Source organism: Polaromonas sp. YR568 (assembly GCF_943369415.1).
Taxonomy (GTDB): Bacteria; Pseudomonadota; Gammaproteobacteria; order Burkholderiales; family Burkholderiaceae_C; genus Polaromonas.
On the sequence record NZ_CALRNF020000007.1, the window covers coordinates 1 to 21,316 of the forward strand.

Annotated in this window: 16 protein-coding genes and 1 pseudogene; 8 read left to right on the forward strand and 9 right to left on the reverse strand. The window is 54.7% G+C overall.

Annotated features, from left to right (window positions below):
- Together ACLV74_RS06500 and istB are read left to right on the forward strand one after the other, a co-directional pair.
- Positions 1 to 290, forward strand: a pseudogene (locus ACLV74_RS06500) (IS21 family transposase); the annotation flags it as partial.
- Positions 280 to 1,071: an IS21-like element helper ATPase IstB gene (gene istB / locus ACLV74_RS06505; protein ID WP_411878557.1), complete on the forward strand. Its 792-nt coding sequence runs from the start codon at positions 280 to 282 to the stop codon at positions 1,069 to 1,071. The pseudogene ACLV74_RS06500 and the gene istB, both read left to right, overlap by 11 nt.
- Before the next feature lie 68 nt (positions 1,072 to 1,139).
- Here istB and ACLV74_RS06510 read toward each other — a convergent pair whose 3' ends face one another.
- Positions 1,140 to 1,571 (reverse strand): hypothetical protein, encoded by a 432-nt coding sequence (locus tag ACLV74_RS06510; RefSeq protein ID WP_411878558.1) that lies wholly within the window; start codon positions 1,569 to 1,571, stop codon positions 1,140 to 1,142.
- 232 nt (positions 1,572 to 1,803) lie between these two features.
- Here ACLV74_RS06510 and hxsA2 point away from each other — a divergent pair, with 232 nt between their 5' ends.
- From hxsA2 to ACLV74_RS06535, 5 genes are all read left to right on the forward strand, one after another.
- The gene (gene hxsA2 / locus ACLV74_RS06515) at positions 1,804 to 2,100 is read left to right on the forward strand and encodes a His-Xaa-Ser repeat protein HxsA2 (RefSeq protein ID WP_411878559.1); all 297 of its coding nucleotides are present in this window, start codon (positions 1,804 to 1,806) and stop codon (positions 2,098 to 2,100) included.
- Positions 2,101 to 2,156: 56 nt separating this feature from the next.
- Entirely contained in the window at positions 2,157 to 2,468 is a 312-nt protein-coding gene (gene hxsD, locus ACLV74_RS06520; protein ID WP_411878683.1) for a His-Xaa-Ser system protein HxsD, read from the forward strand.
- Complete coding sequence (gene hxsB / locus ACLV74_RS06525; protein ID WP_411878560.1) at positions 2,446 to 3,903, forward strand: His-Xaa-Ser system radical SAM maturase HxsB; 1,458 nt, start codon at positions 2,446 to 2,448, stop codon at positions 3,901 to 3,903. Before hxsD ends, hxsB begins: the two co-directional genes overlap by 23 nt.
- Positions 3,900 to 5,057 carry a His-Xaa-Ser system radical SAM maturase HxsC gene (hxsC, locus tag ACLV74_RS06530; protein WP_411878561.1) on the forward strand — a complete coding sequence of 386 codons (1,158 nt, stop codon included), beginning with the start codon at positions 3,900 to 3,902 and terminating at the stop codon, positions 5,055 to 5,057. The genes hxsB and hxsC overlap by 4 nt, the downstream gene beginning before the upstream one ends.
- A 154-nt stretch (positions 5,058 to 5,211) precedes the next feature.
- Positions 5,212 to 6,549, forward strand: a complete 1,338-nt coding sequence (locus ACLV74_RS06535; RefSeq protein ID WP_411878562.1) for an FRG domain-containing protein — start codon at positions 5,212 to 5,214, stop codon at positions 6,547 to 6,549.
- Positions 6,550 to 6,623: 74 nt separating this feature from the next.
- On the opposite strand, the gene ACLV74_RS06540 is transcribed toward ACLV74_RS06535, so the two are convergent.
- Genes ACLV74_RS06540 through ACLV74_RS06560 form a run of 5 tightly spaced genes read right to left on the reverse strand, consistent with a single transcriptional unit; the run spans position 6,624 to position 11,988 of the window.
- Entirely contained in the window at positions 6,624 to 7,490 is an 867-nt protein-coding gene (locus tag ACLV74_RS06540; protein ID WP_411878563.1) for a TniQ family protein, read from the reverse strand.
- Between the two features lie 2 nt (positions 7,491 to 7,492).
- Positions 7,493 to 8,485, reverse strand: coding sequence for a TniQ family protein (locus ACLV74_RS06545; RefSeq protein WP_411878564.1), 993 nt, complete (start codon positions 8,483 to 8,485; stop codon positions 7,493 to 7,495).
- Entirely contained in the window at positions 8,436 to 9,401 is a 966-nt protein-coding gene (locus tag ACLV74_RS06550) for a TniB family NTP-binding protein (RefSeq protein ID WP_411878565.1), read from the reverse strand. The genes ACLV74_RS06545 and ACLV74_RS06550 overlap by 50 nt, the downstream gene beginning before the upstream one ends.
- The gene (locus ACLV74_RS06555) at positions 9,402 to 11,366 is read right to left on the reverse strand and encodes a hypothetical protein (RefSeq protein ID WP_411878566.1); all 1,965 of its coding nucleotides are present in this window, start codon (positions 11,364 to 11,366) and stop codon (positions 9,402 to 9,404) included.
- Positions 11,308 to 11,988 (reverse strand): Tn7 transposase TnsA N-terminal domain-containing protein, encoded by a 681-nt coding sequence (locus ACLV74_RS06560; RefSeq protein ID WP_411878567.1) that lies wholly within the window; start codon positions 11,986 to 11,988, stop codon positions 11,308 to 11,310. The genes ACLV74_RS06555 and ACLV74_RS06560 overlap by 59 nt, the downstream gene beginning before the upstream one ends.
- 481 nt (positions 11,989 to 12,469) lie before the next feature.
- Here ACLV74_RS06560 and ACLV74_RS06565 point away from each other — a divergent pair, with 481 nt between their 5' ends.
- Positions 12,470 to 13,516 carry a hypothetical protein gene (locus tag ACLV74_RS06565; RefSeq protein ID WP_411878568.1) on the forward strand — a complete coding sequence of 349 codons (1,047 nt, stop codon included), beginning with the start codon at positions 12,470 to 12,472 and terminating at the stop codon, positions 13,514 to 13,516.
- Between the two features lie 148 nt (positions 13,517 to 13,664).
- Here the strand turns inward: ACLV74_RS06565 and ACLV74_RS06570 are convergent, their stop codons facing one another.
- From ACLV74_RS06570 to ACLV74_RS06580, 3 genes are all read right to left on the reverse strand, one after another.
- Positions 13,665 to 14,819 carry a hypothetical protein gene (locus ACLV74_RS06570; RefSeq protein WP_411878569.1) on the reverse strand — a complete coding sequence of 385 codons (1,155 nt, stop codon included), beginning with the start codon at positions 14,817 to 14,819 and terminating at the stop codon, positions 13,665 to 13,667.
- Between the two features lie 740 nt (positions 14,820 to 15,559).
- Positions 15,560 to 19,111 carry a helicase-related protein gene (locus tag ACLV74_RS06575; protein WP_411878570.1) on the reverse strand — a complete coding sequence of 1,184 codons (3,552 nt, stop codon included), beginning with the start codon at positions 19,109 to 19,111 and terminating at the stop codon, positions 15,560 to 15,562.
- The gene (locus ACLV74_RS06580) at positions 19,111 to 21,312 is read right to left on the reverse strand and encodes a hypothetical protein (protein WP_411878571.1); all 2,202 of its coding nucleotides are present in this window, start codon (positions 21,310 to 21,312) and stop codon (positions 19,111 to 19,113) included. Before ACLV74_RS06580 ends, ACLV74_RS06575 begins: the two co-directional genes overlap by 1 nt.
- Positions 21,313 to 21,316: the final 4 nt, after the last annotated feature.

Here is a 21,316-nt window from a genome sequence, read left to right on the forward strand (position 1 = left end):
TGCTCAAGAAGGCCGGCGGGGATCGCGAGATGGTCGAAATCCTGGCACTGGTCCTGCAGCATGACGAGCAAGCGGTGCTGGCAGCCATAGAGACCTCCCTGGACGCTGGGGTCCCCACCAAGACCCATATCCTGAACGTGCTGCACCGCCTGGTGGACGGAAAGACGGCTGTTCCCGAGGTCATCGCTCCTCAGGCATTGAAGCTTGCCAGGGAGCCGCAAGCCAACGTCGGGCGCTACGACTCGCTTCGGGAGGTTGAAGAGAACCAGGAGCGGCGCCATGGCACGTGATTCCGCATCAAACTCAATCGTGGCCCTTCTAAAGGGACTCAAGATGCATGGCATGGCCCAGGCCGTCTCCGAGCTGGGTGATCAAGGCGCCCCAGCTTTCGAGGCAGCTCAGCCTATCCTTGCCCAGTTGCTCAAGGCCGAAACCGCGGAGCGTGAAGTACGGTCCATGGCTTACCAAATGAAGCTTGCCAGGTTCCCAGCGTATCGGGATCTGGCGGGCTTTGACTTTGCCCACAGCGAAGTGAACGAGGCAATGGTGCGCCAGCTACATCGATGTGACTTCATCGAGAAGGCTCAAAACATCGTTCTGGTTGGCGGTCCAGGCACCGGGAAGACTCATTTGGCCACAGCTATAGGGGTTCAGGCCATTGAGCATCACCACTTGCGTGTCCGGTTTCTTTCCACGATCGAGCTGGTCAACACTCTGGAGCTTGAGAAGTCGCATGGCAATACAGGACACATGGCCAATCGGTTGATGCACGTGGACCTGGTGATCCTGGATGAGCTGGGTTACCTGCCGTTCAGTGAATCGGGAGGTGCGCTTCTCTTTCACTTGCTGTCAAAACTCTATGAAAGGACTAGTGTCGTAATTACGACCAATTTAAGCTTTGGAGAGTGGGCCAGTGTCTTCGGCGATGCAAAAATGACGACGGCTCTTCTGGATCGACTCACCCACAGATGTCATATCCTTGAGTCTGGAAACGACAGCTATCGGTTTAAAAACAGCTCTGCAAAGACTCAACCCCAAAAGGAGAAAACCAAGAACTTATCCACATCGTGAGCACCTTCTGCTCACAAAGAGTGTGGGTCAAGATTCGATGGAAAACTCGGGTCAGACTTCAGCGCAATTCAACAGCCATCAACAAGATCAGAAGCTTTAGCCCAGAGCTGTGCCGAATTGGGAACCCACTTTGCCAAGTTCTCAGTTCCCCCGCCGGCACCATGAGACATCTCCCAAGTGGTAACTGACGGGTCCTTCCCAAAGATGGCGCCAGCATCAGCCAGTCGCTCTCCTGACGGCGAATCCACGCCATAGATATGCTTCAAGGAAGGATGCCCTTTAACGTCATTGAGATGGCTGACTGGCAAAACGGACGAAAATATGACGTGGTACCCGCCGCACTCGGAGTGCGAGCAATCGAATCTCAACTTGAAATCTGGCCGCCAGTCACCTACGGTGACGGGATTGGTCCAGTAAGACCATCCTGCCAGATCGAAAAATGCAGCCCATTGAGCCTCAAGGCGAGTCTTGAATTCAAGCCCGTCATAGTTTGCAGTCATGTTGCGCTCCCGATTCGCCTAAAAAAATTCATACTAGCAGCAGTCGCACACCCCAATGCAGAAGCTGCAATCTAACAAGCCTAAACGACACCAATAAAGGAACTCATGACGCTTGACGTCCTCCTCTAAACAGAGGATGCACAGAGATATTTAAAAGAGAAAATGGACTCCTTAGTAACAGTTGTTGACACGCTGTTACTGCCAGCGTATAAAAACCAAATAGGAGCAAGCCATGGCAAATCACAAATTCCTTATTCCAATGGGTATGGCCATTGCAGCAATCAGCGCTGCCCAGCCAGTTGTAGCGGCTTCTGTCCAATCTGCGCCGGCAACAGCGCAAACTGCCTCTCGAAGTTCTGCGGATCCGGTAGTGCAGGAAATTACCTATCAGATTGGCACCGAGGCACATGGATTGCTCATGAAGCGCAGCGAGGCTGGTGAGATATACGCATACCATCAATCTCACAGTTCACACAGCTCCCATAGCTCGCACAGTTCACATAGCTCTCACCGTTCCAGCGCGTACTGATAGGCGTGACCACGGCCGTCAGGTCGTTACTGTCGGGAAATATTCGGAAGGGAAGCGTGTCTGAAATCCGGTTTGACTCGACGCTATACAGCGCTGATACGATAAAGCGTGCCCTCTACAGGATGAGTGATCGGCTATCTGCTGACATTCGGGCTGAGGATGGTTGTTTTATTTGTACCTTGCATTTCGCTCCAGGGAAGAGCTCTGAGGGCATTGCATATGACGTCGCCAACTTTCGCAAGGAAGTCCTGGATCAAGACCTGCGCGAAAGAATTCGGGCCGAAACCGAATCCGTGCGGAACCTTATCTTGGCCCACGCATTCTCTAAAACAGGCCTTATAGCAGATGAGCAAGTTTCAACCCATTGAGTTCTACGGGAAGAAGCGGCCTTCAACGTATCAGCTATTGCCTTTTCGGTTTTCGGAGCTCGATGAAAACAGGTACGTGCTTACGAATCTCTCTGGCGAGTACTTGGTCGCACCGAAGAGCGCTGTAAAGCCATTTGTTGAGCATCAGCTAGATGCTTCGGATCCCCTTTACAAAGAGCTACGGGCTCGGCATTTCCTCATAGACGATAAGACCAATATCGCCCCAGACCTCCTAGCCATTAAGGTACGGACACGGTACGAACGCCTCTCAGATTTCACCGGGCTGCATATTTTTGTTGTCTCACTCCGTTGTGAGCACAGTTGTCCCTATTGCCAAGTCTCCAGGCAGTCAGAGGACAAGGGCAAATTTGATATGTCAGAGGCCGATGCGTTGGCGGCCATAGATCTTGTGCTGCAAGCGCCGGCAACTAATTTGAAAGTCGAGTTTCAGGGAGGAGAGTCACTCCTGAATTTCGAACTCATTAAATTCATCGTCAACGAATTTAAGGCCAGGCAATCCGGCAAAAACATTGCGTATGTGATCGCCACCAATTTAGCGTTGATTGATGAAGTTATTCTGGATTTCTGCAGAGAACATGAAATCCTCATATCGACCTCACTCGATGGCCCGCGCGAGCTTCACAACAAGAATCGCCCTCGCCCAGGAAAAGACAGTTACGAAAGAGCTGTGGCGGGAATTCACATGGTTCGAGAGCATCTAGGGCGCGATCAGGTTTCCGCACTAATGACAACGACTGAATCCAGCCTGGCGTTCGGGAAGGAGATTGTCGATGAGTACCTGGCTCAAGGTTTCAGCGGAATCTTTTTACGGCCGCTCTCTCCCTATGGTTTTGCAATCAAGACCAAGAGCTACTTGGCATACAACACAGACAGGTGGCTGGACTTCTACCGTAAGACGCTGGACTACATCGTTGATCTCAACAGGGACGGCATTCCGTTTCGAGAGCAATACGCGGCCACCATTCTGACAAAGATGTTCACAAGCACCGATCCTGGATACGTGGACTTGATGAGTCCGGCCGGAATTGGTATCGGCGCGGTGGTCTACAACTATGACGGCGCCGTCTACGCGTCGGATGAAGCACGCATGCTGGCCGAGATGGGCGAGACAAAGTTCAAAATTGGGCAGCTCAATAGGGATAGCTACAAAGATATCTTTCTTTCCCCGAATTTGCTGGACCCATTGGACGATTCTTTTGCATTTAGCGCACCTATGTGCAACGACTGCGCATTTGAACCCTACTGCGGAGCCGACCCCGTCTTCCATTTCGGTGTTTATAAAGACTATGTAGGTCGCAAGCCGGAGTCGGAATTTTGCCGGCGAAATATGGCCACCTTTCAGTACCTGATTGGGAAAATGGAAGAAGACCGCCACGTCAAAAAGCTATTCTTGAGCTGGGCAAGACACTCATGATCAAGCTCTATGGAAAAGTTGAGCGGCTAAGCGGTGAGATGCTGGAACCTCAGCTATTCACGCTTTCAACGAATCGCAATCTTCCAGAACGGATGCGCCGCAATTTCGCTTTTCTGTGTGACGGCGGGTCAATGCCGCATGGCTATGCAGCCTACGTTGCCAAGAGCGGAGCCACTATCATTGCCGGCGAGAATACCGGGCCGGTCTTTCAACTACCAGTCGAGCTGTCTTACCTGGCCGATGGCGATGTAGTAAGGGTGAACCCGTCAAACAATTCACTCCACGCCCTGTTTCGCAAAAGCTCTAAGCACAACACCATTCTCCTCACTGAGCAGTGCAATCACTATTGCCTGATGTGTTCACAGCCGCCCAAAGATATTGATGATTCATGGCTGATGGACGAGGCGATGCAGTTAGTTGAGCTCATTCCGCTAGAGACTACCAATATTGGCTTCTCGGGTGGGGAGCCAACACTGTATGGCCAGCGATTTATTGATCTCATGCGGCGTACCAAGAACCTACTCCCCGCAACTCACGTAGACGTATTGAGCAATGGACGGGCATTCAGGGATCCTCATTTTTCCCGGGCATTGGGCGAGGTGGCACATCCAAATCTGACACTTGGGATTCCCATTTACTCGGACGACCCAGTACGTCACGACTACGTCGTTCAAAGTGACGGAGCTTTTGATGAGACCATTCGAGGAATTCTAAATCTGAAGCGTGAGCGACAACGGGTTGAGATTCGGATCGTTATACACAAGCAGACCGTTGAACGCCTCGTGGAGACCTGCGAATTCATCGCGAGAAACTTGCTGTTTGTAGATCACGTTGCGCTAATGGGGCTCGAAATTACTGGGTTCACGCGCGCCAACCTTGACAAGCTATGGGTAGATCCGTATGAGTATCAAGACATATTGGCCGAGGCGACTCATGTCTTGAACAGCTACGGCATCAAAACGTCTGTGTACAACCATCAACTTTGTGTCATTAAAAGAGAAGTTGAGGCCAACTATACGAAGTCAATCAGTGACTGGAAAAACGAGTACGTCGATGCATGCCAAGGATGCAGTCGGATGAATGATTGTGGCGGGTTCTTTTCATCGTCCAAGATGTATCGCTATAGCGATTTTATAAAACCATTTTTAACATAGGACTCACGCCGGGGTCATATTTAAGCCTTCTTGCATGCTCATTTTTCACGCTCATCAATCCACACATTTACAACCAACCGTAGGCGACGCTCTGTGGTCGTATTTTTCTACGATTCTGCTAACTGAGTAAGTCACCTTCTAGCCATTAATCAGTATGTATCATTTCTTTGTCACGAGTAGGACCGGCGCTTGGGAGCTAGGCTTTTATGTCTATGAGCGGAGCCGGTTTCTCGAATACACGAACGACAAGATCGCCAGCAAGTTCAAAGTCAAAGCGCTTACTGCAACGCATATCCGAACCTTGCAAGCATGGCCGTGCCTTTTCGCGTATGAAGGAGAGACTCACGACGTTCGAATCGGCACTCTGACTTCCATAAAGGAGCAAGGCCACGCCATCCGGATCGAGTTCGAATTCAACCAAGACATTCCATCGATTCCCTACGCGGATATCAAGCCGTTCGCCCCGTTACTCGATATCCGGGAATGGGAAATGAATCGGACTCACTGGGCGATCAAAGATGAGGATCTCTTTGAGCGACTGCGCGCCCATGGGCTCATTGGCGCGGCTGAGCCGGAGGACCCAGTAGACGAAGCAGCCTCCGTCGACCATCTGCCGGAGGCTCCGCCTCCGCCCAGCATATCAACGGTAGGTGACTTTGTCCAAGTGGTATTGCAGCACCAAGCCGGAGAGGAGGAAGTTTTTTACCGTGGCCACTCCAGCAAGGGAAAGTACAAGCTGGAACCGTCACTCTTCAGAAAGGATGAAGCCGGGAACTACCGATACCTGGATGTGGAGCATATGCTCTATCGAGAGCTGCTCGTTTCTAACTCCATCGACTTCCACGGGGACAATTACACCCTCGACCGGCTCGTTCGGATGCAGCACTATTCGCTGCCAACTAGACTGCTCGACATTACGTCCAATCCGCTAATCGCGCTTTACTTTGCATGCAAATCGAGAGTCGCGGAAGACGGAGAGGTCATCATCCTGACGGTAGCTAGAAACAAAATAAAGTACTTCGATTCCGACACGGCCAGTTGTATTGCGAATTTGGCTCGACTATCTACGGTGGACAAAGAAGCTATTGATCGCACAATTGAAGGGATCACAGAGTTTAATGCTCAGGAGCCTATCGGACGTCTCATTCACTTTGTAAAGGAAGAGAAGTCATTTTTTGATTCACGTATTCAGCCAGAGCATCTGCGTACCATTCTTTGCGTCAAAGGCAAGCGCAGCAACGACAGGATATCCTCCCAGTCAGGGGCATTCTTGCTGTTCGGACTAGATGCGGTGCTTGATGAGCAGGGCACACCGGAAATCACAGTGAAGCGAATCACGGTATCGAACAAGGCAGAGATACTACGTCAGCTCGATCTGTTGAACATCAATGAGAGCACGGTCTTCCCTTACATAGAGAATTCCGCCAGATACGTCGCGCAGAAATATTCCTTCCGACCGGAAACTAAGCAGGCCGCGCCACCACAGGCTTGAACTCATAATTCCGGCTCGCTGGCAGCATTTGCGATCTCGACTGACTGCGGCAGCTTAACCACTAGCACAACTCATCAGCTGAGACCGAAGAGGTTCTTCAATCGGCGTTCCGCAGTGGACACGCTTACTTTGTGGTTCGAGTGAACGCCTTCACTACGCTCTGCCCCCAAAGAGGCGTTGAACAAGCAATTTTTCCTGATTTTCTCAGCAGTAAGTCCGTCCTCAGGACTCGGTAGGAGTCGCATTTTTTCCGCCAAAGGGAGGCAGCGTTTAATTGTCCGGTCAGCAACGTTGGGAATGTCTGCGTATCCCTGCGCTAAAGCCGACACAAAGGCGTTCCCGTTAGCAATTTGCATCCTATCGTAATCATGCAAGGACAAAAGATCTCTGGAATGAATGCTGAATGGCCGGGCTTTCCACAAGAGCTTGCCGCAGTGCATGCATTGACTCAAAAAAGCCACGCCGGCACGTTTAGGACCCGCAAACATCATGTCGCGTTGCGGCACGATGTATCGATCACAGTGAGGGCAGCGGTCCTCCATCAAACACATATGCGTGTAGCACATTCGCCATACATCAAATCGCCAATGCACCGGAAAGTAGGGGACACTTTGCGACTTCAGGCATAAAGGGCAATATCGGTAGCGTGGCCGTTTCATGTAGACAAGAAGTACCGGGTTCTCTAATCGAAGCTCCAATGCGTGACTGAGAATTCGATGAGAGGAGTCGAACGAGCTAGCTGACAGTCCGCAGACCTGAGCAATGTGTCGGGGAGCCGCATCTGTGAACTGACGATCAAGGTCTCGGCGGCCGGTAAAGCCCAGCAGCCGGACAAAGCTCCAGAGAGACTCTCCTTGACTGCTGGCCGCTCTCGCAAGCCAGGATATAGGTGATTCAACCTCACAAGGGGGCGGAATTGCAAAGAATTTTTGTTCAATCATGTTCAAAGATCGAAGAGGTTAAGTTGCCGCAGCGCGGCGCTGTGAATACCGTGCCGAGCGACAGCGTCGGGACCAAATACCATTGCAAGCAGACGTTGGGACACTTGTCTATCTCGCGTCGTCAATGCTCGAGCAACCATGCTTTCGAGCCCGGCCTGCCAGACATGGTGCTTAAACTCACTAATTGCTACGGAACGGTCGAACAAGGCATCCAGTCTCTCGGCGCCCCTAGCAACAACATTGTCCCAATCAGCCGTCCGCCTTGATCGAAGGATCGATGAAGACAACACCCGCTGATGCGGTGCGCAACAAGCGCCGAAGGCATGGACTGCGGCGCAGAGAAGTGGCAAGGAGATGCCGCCCATCCACGACGCCCAGCCCCGGATTGGTGGGCCACTCTCCGCACAGGAGAAGTTCTCAGCAAGCCAGGACGAAAGCCTAAGACTGGCAAAAGGAAGAGGCAGTGGATCGGCCTCCTTAAGATATCCACCGCATCCACACACGTCAATGGAGGGCCGCTCCCAAGTTAGGCGTCGTCTGCACGAAAGACAGACATCTGTCATTGTTTTCACGTGCAGGTGACAAACCGTATAGAGCGCGCAATCCCACACCGCCGCGCAGTGGCCGGTGCGGTGAATGCACTCGATGCAGACCTGTGGGTGCCTTGTCCTGAGCAATCCCGGTTGCAGGAAAAGGTGGGGGCCGATCCGCGTGGCCCACCTGCTTCGCTTGGGCTCGCGGGAAACCAAGATGTCTCTTAAGACTGAGGCCTCCAGTCCAAGTTTCAAAGCTAGGACCGGAGCGTCCGCAGAAGTCAGGATTCTTGGACTGGAAATACCTGCTAGTCGACGCAGGGTCTGAAGACTCAGCGCATTGGCGTGTGCCAGGCGGAGCAGAAAGCCCATCCCGCTTTCTCCCGGCACAACAGACCGCTCCACTGCGAGGCTAGGCTGGCTTGACATCAAACGGGTTTCCTTTTTGTGCGGCGCCTCCATACACCATGGTGTACGCCAGTTTCAGGTGACCGATTTCGACTGCCTCTGCGCCTTTATGCGCGGCAACCAATACCGCCTCGGTGATCAGCCGTTTGAGAGCCCGCAGGTTGCCGCAAGTGCATTCGTGAAGCTTCAAGCCGATGTCCCGAGCCATCAGGATCTGCAAGTTGAACCAGTCACACTGGATCACAAACCGTTTGAGAAGGCCCAGCCAGTATTTGTCATACGGAAAATCAACCAGCTGGAACTCCCCGACCACGCGGCTCTGAAGCGCATCATCAAGCTGCCGGATATCCTCCAAGTTGCTGCCCGCCAGCACCACGCCTACTCGGGCTTCGTCCATGAGCATGCGGATGAAGTCTGTCGTGGACGTTCCTTGCCCCCCCATCGCGGGCTTGTTTAACAATGAGGCAAGGTTATGCGCCTCATCAAACATGATCATCCGTGTTCCTTTCTGGCGTATTGCCTCCAGGAGAACGTTGATTCGGGCCTCTAAGGCATCCGGTGAAGACCGACGCACTGGATACCCGTACTGCCGCAACAGCGCGCCCACAAGATATCCCATATTTGGCCGCTTCGGTACGCGTACATAGACGGCGCCCAAGCCTTGCGAGAACAGTGAAGACGGCGGAAGCGAGCGCTGGAAATACCGCAGCAAAGAGGTTTTTCCGCTACCAGGTGGACCGGAAAGTTTCAAGCCGTGCGGCATATCAACCTCCGTGGCCAACTGGAAGACGCGGTCCAAACCCGACAGGGCATCCGCGAAGCCCGGATGATTGACGAATAGCCGGTCGATAGGAAGACCCATCTTCAGGGCATGCTCGCTGTAGGTATGAACCCGACGTTCGGAGATACCCTGTTCTTCCATGTCGAACTCGGAAAGCTCTTCATTGGTAAATTCTTTATCGATCAACATTTAGCGAAGTCCCATAACAAAGGATTCAAAATCAGGCACATCGGCCTGCGGGATAACGATTTCCTCCCGAGAAAGAATTTTCTCGGGCGACAGAGCAACTGGCGCAGAAGCTGGCAGCAGGATCTGATTGGAGGAGAGCCCGCTGAACTTGCCAGCGGTCTTCATATCCTGGCTGCGGTTGATCTTGGCCTGAGGGTTCATCCAGATCTCGTGAAGTTCCTGGCGAGCCAGCAACAACTGCTCGGGACCATTGCCAGCCACGTGCTTCGCGATGGCATGCTTGCGAATCAACTGATGCTGCGTCCAGGAAAGTCCGTCGGTATAGTTAGGATGAATGCTGGGAATGGGGAGCCACAGCTTCTCGACGGGGTGCTGCAGGTAAATAAAGCTCAGATCGTCGGGATTCCACTTGACGCGAGTTTTGAACTTGTGCCCGACTTCCATCTTGAGCTGATGCAAGACCGGGGACGAATAGTTCAGTCCCGGCATCACCACGCCTGCGGGACCGACTGTGAGCTCCCTGCTCATGGCCGCGATCAGGTCCAGCTGCTGATAGGAGGATGGAAACATCGGCGGTGGCAGCAGGTCGATGCTTTCGTTGAAAGCGTCATACGGTGTCTGCAAGCGGCGTTCGTTGAACTCGAACGGGTAGACGTCGACCACAAACTTAATGATCCCCTTAACGAAAGCGCTGAACAGGATGGAGGCATGGTCTTTCGGGTTGAGGTTCAGGCCGTTTGGTATGGGCTTGCGCACCCGGCCGTCGGTCAGGGTCAAATAGTCCAAATTGAGGAAGAACCGTTCAACCTTGGGCTTGAGCCAGGGTGTGCGAACCCGGCAGTACTCCAAGTCGATCCCGAGCTCCCATGCCGCAAGCTGGAACTGGGGTGAATGGAATTCCAGACCGTTGTCTAGCACGATGGTTTCGCCAAGGCCGAACGCAATCCAGGGCTTTTTGGTACCCGCCGCCGCCGCAAGGTCGTCTTTCGGCCGGATGGAGTTTTTGATGACGTTAAGCACGCTAGTGAGGCCAGGGCCGTAAAAAGACACGTAGATCCCGACAACGTAGCCGCTCATGGCGTCAACGATCACTGTGAGCGTCGGTCGTCCCAGCGGAAGGCCCGTACGGTCACAAATAACTACCCAGTTCAGAAGGGTGTGGTCGCACTGCAATTGCTGCATCGCACGCACGGCCTGCGTTCCCTCCACGGTCGTGCGGTACTTCGCCCTGGCATAGTCGGGACCGAAACGGGCTTTGTCGATATCGTGACGGGGAAATTCATTGATGCGCCTGACTACCGTGGATTTACTTACTACGGCCTCTTCCGGAGCCAGCTTTTTAGCCTTCACGAGTTGGCGCAACGCGAGAATGATCTGCTCTACCGTGTGCCGTAGCGTGAATCGCGCCCGAGTGAGATAGACCGATCGAATCTTCTTGTGGATCGTCTCCTCAACCAGCGGATTGAGTTGACGTTCTCGATGCCGTCGGGCATTTCCTGAGATCAATGCAGCCGGATTGCACGAAGACAACTCGTAATCGCGCATCCATCCCAAGATTGTCGAAACGCTGGGAGGCTTGGTTTCTCCGAGCGCCTTCGCGATCGCAGCCAGCTCGCCTTGAAGCTTGGCGCGCTGTCCGCGGGTGATGCACCGTTTTCGCAGAGCCTTGACCCACATCATGCGGCGGCTGACAGCCGCCGTATCCTTGTGATTCAGTGACGACAGGTCCGTGATGAGTGTCGGTTTGCCGGACTGCGTCGCATTGGAAATGGACTCATTTCCAATGAGCGGCACGATGTTTCCGTCGAGGACCGCACTGTAAAATCGCGGGAGCGACATGGTCTGGACCAGACGGGTTCGCTGGTCCTCAAACTGCACCTTACCACCTGGAATCAGTCGCAAAAACTCAAGCTGGCGTGCGCCATGGCGCACAACCAAACCACTTTCCAAACTGAAGAGAGGCATTTTGGAGATCCTTTTGAATGGGAAATACGAGGGAGGCGGCATCCAACTGCAGCGCGTGATTGACGGCAATACGACGGCGCGAGATAAGGTGCAACACTGAAGGCTGGCTCAAGCCAAACTTCACGCGCAGCGTCAGGATGGAAACACCGTTGGGTTTCTTCTGAACGAACTGCACCGCCGGCGCAACTCGCTCTTCATCACATGCCAAGGCGGCATACCGGCGTATGAGACAAGCCGAAGAAGCTCGCTTTCGCCCCTCGATTTGTCCCTGGTGGACAACGTAAAATTCCAAGGCCCGGACTTGGAGCAACTCTGTGATTTCGTCGAAACGGTCTTTGAGTGCTTCGACCTTGTCAGACCGCTTGACCTCTACAACCAGCGATCTCCCGTCGAGAAAGGTCAACAAGAAGTCGGGGGTATAGCTTCGTCCCGTTCGGGTGAGCGGCAGTTCGAACGGTTGATGATGAATCGTCGCCAGGCCTGGGAACAGCATTGCGCGAAGCACAAAGTGTTTTTCGAGGCGGCTTTCGTGCTCGATGGGCTTCTCTTGGAACCATGAGCAGTTGATGAGTCCCACGGTTCGCTTGGGCGAACGCGTGACGACCCGGCGTGCGGGTGGCATGAATTTTCTCCTGGTTGCGGCTATCCCTCGGCTGGGCCGATGGGAAAATCCGGGCAAAAAAATGGCTTGACGCCGCTTTCAACCAGATAGAAAATTCACCCAAGGTCTCACACCCAGGCACCATTTCAAAATTGGTTGTCGGCGGCGCCGGTTCTCGTAAAGAGGATCGGCGTTTTGCTTTCTACATATCTTTTCTCCCCGCTTTATCCGTCACCTCGCTGAGGAGACGCGCAACATCTTCGGTCTTAGCGAACAGCCCTCTCCTTCGCGGTAGCGAAAACATGTCCAATTCCAGCCGCCCACGACTTCTGGCTGCTCTGAAGCCATCTGCTGTCCGAAAACGCAGTGCCTGTTGCACATCTCGTGAGTGCATCAGTGGCCCATAGATCATTTGAAGGAGGTCGTGAGAGTTCATCGCAAAATTGATTGCTGTGACTTATGCGGACCGACTGTATTCGTTTTGGACATATCGGAGATATTCATGGAAAAAATAAAAAATGCGAGTTTAGGCATCGAAACTCGCACAACGGCGGCAGACTCAGTTTTGGAAAGTTTTGCGCCGTCGACAACTGCATCTCGCCGGTCAGGAGGCCGGCCGGCGGATGACCAGCAAAATTCATTCATTGTTCAGCGCGTGCTGCGGTTCTACGTGGACTTTCTGAAGATGAAAGCGCCAAAACACTGGAACGAGCGAAACATCAACTTTGCGCTGTTTTCTCCGGAAATCCCCAAAAGGGAACAGAGCAACCGATCCCCATACAGCGGGATCGCGGCAATTCTCAAGCGGAAGTCGTTGCCACGGCTTGGACAGGATGACCGTGTTTCCAGGGCAATTCTCCTTGCCGAGGAGACCGAAATGTTTGTTGGTGGATTTCAGATACTGTTTCACCCATACGTTTCACTGCTGCACATGCCAACCGAACTCGGATCGATCCGCGATCTTTTGTTTAACTGCAGCAATACTTTTTCGTTGGGATTTGCGCGCCATACGCCTTGGGGTGATAGAAGGAATCAGCTTAGTTTTCAGGAGGAGAGCCTAGCCCTCGAAAACCTGATCGCTCAATCAAGACAAGACGAAAGTCGATGGCTTCGCACTTTTCTGGATTTGATTGCGGTGGCACTCGGGCTAACGTTAGAAAGTGGCGCGATAGGCGACTCAAACCGTCTCCGTGCATGGAGAAAGTGGTGGGAGGGCGAACACCTGAAGTTTGCTGATTGGCCAGTCGGCGATACAGCGCCTCGAATAACAATGGACAGATGGATCTCGCTGCAAGTTGAACAGCTCGAGTTGCCCTATAGGGATCCCGTACTCAACGGGTCCGAGTATTTGGTAGCGCACGTAATTTCGCTTGATAGGCGGCCGGATGGAAATTCCAGCAGTGACGAACTTCAGCCGCCTCCTTCAGTGGGCTTTTCCGTAGAAAAATTGGTTTGGATTTTCCTGTCTTTACGCGATGGAGCTAAACCAAGCGAGAGAGACGTCTCTACGATCTTGTTGGGGGCCACAGAATCTTCAGGCAATTTTTGATAGTTGTAGATTCCGTCAACATCCGATCCAGTTGGGGCAGTGATTTCCACCCAGCCTGACCCAGGCTACACCGACGCGGCCAACTCCACCGGCCGCCTCACTTTGTCGGGACCCGCAACTTCTAAAGAGACTCCCCCGACCGAGGCCATCACTCTTTCGGTGCGGCCTGCCACGCCGCGTTCCAGTAACCGTAGCGAATCGGCAGACCGTCAAGAACACCTTGCTCTGGGGTTGGTCCACCGTAAACTGTAGCGCGAGACAACTCTCGGTTGAAGTGGATACAGTTGTGCTCTCGGTGCGTGCAGCCAGCGCAACTACCGCCATCATCGCCGCATATTGGGTCATACACGCACTCGTGGCCGGCCTGGACCGCGTCCCACAGCCAAGTATTGAGTCGTTGCTCAAAGAGGGTTGTTAGGCCTCCGATCTTGGTCTCGGCGTAGCGGTTCGCGTACAGGATGAATGAAAGAGAACCGGGTATCAGGTACTCGCCGACACTGGACGGGGAGAATCCGCTCCACTCAATGCGTCTCAGAAAAACGTGGCTCATGGTGTGAAGAAGCGTGCGGACGGCCACTGCAGCCTGCCCGTTGTAGCCCGGCTCGTGGGGCGCGTCTCGCAATCCTGGTACCTGGCCGTACAACCATGCCGAAGCTGCCTCGCTAGTCGCAGGCACTGCACCACTCGAAAGTCCATTCTCGATAAGCCAGCGAACCACTCTTACCGGGTCCAGTTGAAACCAGAGCGCTTCGGTTTCAGAGCTCAATGCAAAAATTGGAATTTTTCCGCGCTCATCAATCGGGAAGGGAGTCACGACGGTGCGAGAAGGGTCTCTCGAGGTGCGCGTGTAGCCAAAGGCGCAAAGCGCGAGGGGGAAGTCGTTGACTACGCGCACGTCACTGATGCCCATTAAATCGCGCGCTTTCCTCATCGCTTCCTCAATGTCGACCGCGCCGGCGTCGTCTCCTCGACGCCGCAGCATTTCTGCAACGTCTGTTGTGGTGCTGATATTTGTCTTGTCGAGCAGGGTTGTATGCTCAATCAGCCAACGACGCGGTGCAGCAGAAAGCGATACAGCGCTCCTCGCCAAAAGCGACGCAACCTTATCCAGTGCTTCCTGGCCTGATGGTCGACTTTTATCAGCGTCATATTTGCGCACAAGCGCATTGTTTGGGTCTGTGGCTCTTAGCGCCTCAACCATCTCGGCCATAAACGTATTCTCAGCGCCCTTGCCAATGTTGTCACGCTCACGAAGTGTGTTGCCGACAGTTTCATTAAGGAGCCCCCAGGTCCGCGCGAGCATCAAACCCAGGGCGTCAGGTGCAGACCGTAATGTTCCCTCTGTGTCTTCGGCGAAGTTGATGAATGCAACGGTGTGGGGAACGTAAAGGGACGGGTCGCCGGTAGGGACCACCTTTAAATACTTTTCGGCCTGTCGGCCCGGAGCCAAGGAGTCGTTGTAAGCACACTTACACGGCGTCATCCGAAGCGCGTGTATGTCAGCGTTGCATGCCCTGCAATACCATCGAGCCTGCTTCACTCGCCCCGGGTCATAAAAGGCGATATGTTGAGAGCCATGCGTTGGACAGCCTTGCATCGGAACGAACAGCTCCTCCATCCGGCCGCAGTTGTGCGCCTGCACGTATCGGAGTCGGTTCATGCCGCCCCCGCATTCCATGCAACGTCCAGTGCCTGTCGCACCCCTCCGGACCAGGTCAGTGAACTTGGTGGTGCGCGAGCAACTTCTGCACGTGAACGTCTGCGGGTAAGGCGTAAAGCGCACCTCGCGCGGAGAGCCCACTGCGTAATGGGAGCGGGTTCCGTTGTCACGTGGGTCTGGAAACTTTGAAGAGAATCCTGGCGTAGTCCACATTGCCAGCGCGTCCGCCATGGCATCAAAGAGTGCCTCTCGATTAACTTCCGCGTCGCCTAAAGCGACCTGAGTCACTTTGCACAAACCGTAGTCATCGTGCTCGAAAATAGCTTCCGGCAGATGTCGGAACAGAACCTGCGTCTGACCGCGAGAGAATCCCTTATTGGCCATCATCCCTCCCTCGTTTTTTGTACGAACGTGAGTAACCGAGAGTCGGCGGCATCCGCCCAGAACGGGACGCCGGCCTCCACATCGCGCAAACTCGTCATAGGGGTGGGACGTATGGCGTCCTTCACGTTCCTCTCGTGGCTGTTTTGAATGGACAACTGGACGATGCCGAGTTTCTGGTTAAGCGTGGCTGAAAGGGCTCCTTCGAGTCGGGCGTCATAAACTTTGTTCCCCAATGAATACGCCTCTTTTATCTGCTCAAAGAAGGTGGGACCCAGGTCCCTAAGCAACAATGCAACTTCATTTCGTTTGTTGAGATTGGAACGACCTGATTGCACCGCATGGAGGCCGTATATCAGTCCGAGGGCGACGCCGGGCAAGGTGCGTTGAGCCGCGTACTTGGCAAAGCGGTTCACAGGCACAGGAGAGACCATGCGGTCCAGATGCTGGTGGTACTCGAGGAAGCGGTGGTAGATGCTTGTCGCTCGCATTGAGAACCCCGCCAACACGACGATGACCAGCCCGATGTGCTTTCGGCCGCTTCGGCTTGATGCCTGAATGTATTCGGCCGTCTCTTCCGGAACGCCGTCCATCGTCATAAGGTTGACGCGCTCCAAATCCACGCCATGGCTAATCATGTTCGTCGCGACCAGAGCGTCGAGAAAGGCCTCGTTCTCCCATTTCGGAGGTGTCTCGACCCTGTGCACAAGGTCCGCAACCTCCGCGCTCGACGACCGGCTCGAGTGATACTCGACGTTGAGCTCCCGCGAACCTTCCGGCCGGAGCTTTGAAGCGACGTCGGACAAGGCCTGCTTGACCCTTGAGCCTTTCGCGAGGCTGCTGACGTAGTTCAACGTTGTGGAGTAGTACTTGAGAAGCTTCACAACGTCTTCCGGAGCCTTGGCGTCACGCAAGAACGCCAACGCAATATGCGGATTCAAAAAGAGGGAGCAAATCTCCGTGTGAAGGATCTCCGTACAAAATGCAGATGCGTCGGCAGGCGGCATGGAAGGACTTTTGAATGCGACGAACATCCGCGCCGTCTTTGCACCGCCGTCGCTGTCAAGCTCTGGCTCCGCATAAAAGCTACGCACCTTGTCATACCCCCGACCGGGGAACCGTCGCGCGTCCTTCACGCCATACAGATGACGGACTTGATGCTCAAATCCTTCGATGGTGGCGGTGGCGGCTATTACTTTCGAGGGGAGTCCACTGACCGCTCCTTCGCAGTAACGGATGAGGGTCTCGTAGTGACCAGCAAATGCACCAAGCTCTTCCTGCAGCAGATGCAGTTCGTCCTGGATGTGGAGCGCAGGTGCCGGGTCCTTCGGTTCGACGCGCGTGCGCTGTTTCTTTTCGACCTTGCATCCGAAGGCCATGCAGTAGTCTCCAAAGCCAAAGCCGTGCTGAGGGCACCTCCACTTGGCCCCACCCCATAACATGCCGAACTTCGGTTGTTGACCGACAGAGGCCATCTTGTCAATTGTTCCGACAATCAGAGTAGAAAGATTTCGATAGACCTCATCGTCGGAGACGTCCAGAGGAAGTTCAGCGTTACATGTGCTGCAGATGTGCCGGAAGCGGACCGCTGGGACGTCAGTCTTCACGTTCACCGTACCCCTACCCCCACATGCGGGGCAGTCAGGAACCACTCGAAGCCACTCGAGGCTTTCAGGGGTCGTGTACTTCTGAAGTGCCTCTTCGCTGATGCTGTTCGGCGTGGTGGTACTTCCCACGAAGTAACCGAGACGAATCTCGGCCGACTTTGCGAAATCGGTACCGAGGAGCGCCTTGCGCTCCTGCTCAGTCTCCCAGATGACCCGCATGGCACGTTGCAACTGCTGAATGCTCAGCATTCGAAGCGGGAATCTAAGCCAAGCAGTGACGCCGAAGTTCTTTCCGCGTAACCGGTCGTAGAGCATGGCACAACAGGCCAACCCCAAGTAGGCTTCCGTCTTGCCTCCGCCGGTCCGGAACCACAGAACGTCACCCCAGTCGAGAACATCCGCCCAGGCCCGCTTCACACCTGCCGGGAACTCACCTGTCGTATGCCCTTCACGTACTGCAAGGCTGGGTAGTTGTGTGACGATAAAGACAAGTTGGAATAGGCGCCAAGAGTCGTACCCTGCCGCCAACTTTCCCAAGACCCGATTTGCGGCCTTGAACGCCGTGAGGAGGCGGTCATCTGCCTTAAGCGCCGCGACTCCGCATGCGAAACGCCTTATTTCGTCTTCAAAACCCGCAAAATCGTTCCGGCACTCTGCTAGCGCCCCTTTTTCAAGCTCCAGTTCATTCTTCTCGAGGATGCGGTCGTTCCAGTCTTGCGCATAGGATCCCATGGCGACGTAAACAGCCTCAAGGGTTTTGAACGGGTCAGCGGCTAGTTCCGAGAACTTCGCTTGTACGACCTCACGCGTCATGATGCGAGGCTGCTCAAACACAGCCAATGCGGCGGTTTCAACTGTCTTCAAGTCCAGGTCCGAACGCACGCTCGTGTTGTGACCGACGGCCCATACGCGACGGTCGTATTGATAATCTTGCGGCACTGGAAGAATTTCTATCGGATGGAGGTCGCCCTGGGCAACTACTCCACGAAGAGAGACATCGCCAATAACTTTGAATGCGTCTTTGAGTCCCTTGCCCTTGGTCAACGGTGGCGTTTCAAGAGTGTCATTTCTGAAGTAGCAGCCAACGCGAACCTTTCCATCCGGCCGTGGGGCCGTGCGGACCTCCAAGGACGCTTTGATTGCCCATTGCTCAGCCGGCAAGCCAGAAGTCAGCTTTGCGAGGAACGCGGTGAAAGAGGATTCGTCTTTGACGTAGTCCAGCTTGTCGACCTTGGGGCGAGTGCCGGACCAAAGGCGCTCGGCGTCGGGGCTTGCAAACGCTCGTTGGAGCGCTTCATCGAGACAAACTTGGACTACGCCTTTGTCATCGTAGGCACCACGGCCGTTCTGCGGCGCGCGGATGGTGATGCCTTTCACTGCAAGGGGCCATCGCTGGACGACCTCGGCCAAGGGCGCCCCGGCCGATGCGCCGGTCGCTAGCACCGTCGTTTGTTCCTTCCAGGTCGGGAGGTGCTTCGTGAAGATGCTGAACACTGTGTCGATGGTCAGTTCAATGAAGCCGTCAGCGTTCGGCTCCACCAAAATTTCGAATCCGATTGCCGATGGCGGGCGCCTAGTTGAATCTCGGTCATCCTTTTTGTCGACAATGACCGGGGGGTCATCCGGCGGAGAATCATCATTCGAAGTATTCCCCCCCGCTTGCGAAGGGACCGCGGCCACCGGTGGTGCAGTCGGTGAGGGCTGCGGCGGTGTCGCCGCTCCGTCGGCCCCGGTTTCTGCCTCTATCTGCTGTGCGTCAAGGTCAACGGGCGTCCGGACTGATTTGGCCGGCCCAATGACCCCGAGGTGGCACCAGTCCAGAGGGTGTGTATTCGTACGTCTTGGCGAATCTCGGCCTGCCAGCTTTTGCTCAAGCACGCCCACGAAGTGCCGGGACAAGGCAAGTTCGTCCCAGTACGACGGCGAGTAGGTCTCTTTGTCCGCCATCAGTGGCTCCTTTTGATTGCTTGCAAGGACTTCACATCTAGAATCTCGACCGCAGCCAGGACGTCTGCAAGGGCCGTATCAAGTTGTCGAACGCTCTCAAGCGCTTCGTCGTACCCGTCCTCCCCCGTGACTATCTCCCTCAGAAAGCGGCGAAGAAGGCGCCCGGAGGCGCGACTGCGGCCTCGGTCATGCTGTACTGCCGCGAATGTGGCTTTGAGGAGCGAGGGTGAGTTGTAGGTCGGCGACTCCATTGCCAAAATCTCAAACTCTTCATACTGTTGCGGCGCCAGCACCCCCTCGTCGCCTTCTCGAAGCCAACTGGCAAAGGTCTCGTAGCCGGACTGCAGGCCTGCGTCACGCAACTTTTCGTATAAAGCGCGCTTGTTGGAGTGCTTAGAAACAAGCCCTGCTTTGGTTCTCTGCCAAAGTTCCAGAGCGACCCTCTGTTCCGGCTTCAGCCGGGAGTTAACGACTTCTGTGAGGCGCTTGAACAGCCCGTCATATCGTCCGTCCACAAATGAAATAATTTGCCAGCCCGGTCTCACGGAAGCAGCAGGGACGCGCTGAACAGTGCCTGTTTCGGAGAACACAACATCGATGCCTTGGCTCGCGTAGTAATTTGCGCTGTCGCCCCGGGTGAACGTAATCTCGACTACATCTCCGCCTTGAACGCTTATCCCCTGTTGCCCGTGGCCATTGCCCTCCGACTGGGCCCAACCAAGGCCCTCAGTGAGCGCGTCGATGTCTAAATCATTGGCCACATCCGCTGTTTTCGTCGCTTTAATAGTGTGGCCATCCGTCGTCTGAACCGTAAGGTCCGGTCGTAAGTAGGGCGCGGCCTTCGGCGAATTGGGTGGTGGGCGCAGACCCAGCGGGGCCAGTAGCCCTACACGACTCTCGTCGGTCATTGCCGAACTAAGGCTCCCGTACAAGCGGACTTGGGCTGCTTGCTCGATGTCCACCTCGTGTGGATACACGAACTCGTCAATTCTTTGAGACGCAAACACGTCGAGATAGCGGTGACCATTCATGCGCGGACCCAACAGGACCGTGGGCGATATGTGGCCTTCCGCAACGAGATTGGCTTCCTGGCGGCTTGAAACGACTTCCAACCTACCCTTCACCATCGCCTCTCGGACTCCATCGACCACGTCACCCAACATCTCAAGAAAGAGCTCGCTTTCGGCCTCCGAGCCGATGACAACACGAAGATGAGCAGCGCCGGACGCAATGAAAGTCTCTACGCTTGACGCCACACCCCAAAACTTGGCGGTTTGTTCACGCTCAAGAAACGTTTGGTATGCGGCGCGTGTCACATCCCTGAGCTCCGGCCAGGTGGTGTCCCACGCAACATCGCCATGGCCCTGCACGTCCGCCAACGCGTCCACCCGCACGCGAAGATTGCCCGACCACGTATTTGCGGAGACCTGCTCGAGTTGTGCGAGCGGCACCAGTAGCTGTCTCAATCGGTTATAGATGGACCAACATAGCTGAATTCCCGGGTAGGCTCTTCCCGCGGCAGCACGTGAGGCCTTTACGAGTTGTCGGTGCAATTCTGCCAATGCCTTGGCGCCCGCTGCATCAGAGTCACACACCCACAAGACCCGCTCGGCGCCTTTGCCTGCGTTGCTGTCAAGTGGGCTCTTTCCATCCACTGCGGCCACTGCGTCCTTTATGGCCTGTGGATCCCAGACCCACACAAACGTTTGAGCAGGATTTCCGAACGCAGGATTAAGGTGCGCAATCGGGGGAGCGACTGCAATGCGGATTGAACTACAGCCGCGGGCTGCTGCGAGGAGCTCGGGAAGCTTTTCAATGGTTCTTGGATGGGAGGCGTCGATAACCACTGCGCCGAAGCGACGGCCTGCGGTGCCGGCCAACATCCAACCTGGGTTCGCCAGGAAAACACGAGGTTTATCAGCCTTACGGCCGGTATATTTTGAAAATGCAATGACGTCCCAGTACTCTTTCAAACGCTGGTACTGCGCTATGGGAACCTCTTGCAGCTCCCCTTTCGAATCGGAAACCGCTGGCGTGACGAAAAGCAGATCGCCTTTGAAGAGTGGGTGAACCTCTGCGGGTGGCAGTTCGCCGTGACCTCCAGAATGCGCGTGGTTCCCGACCAGGAGAGCCGCAGCGATGTGCCTAGCTGTTGTCGCTGTCACCTCAGGAACAAGGAAGAGTAGCGTTTGCTTGGCCACCCGG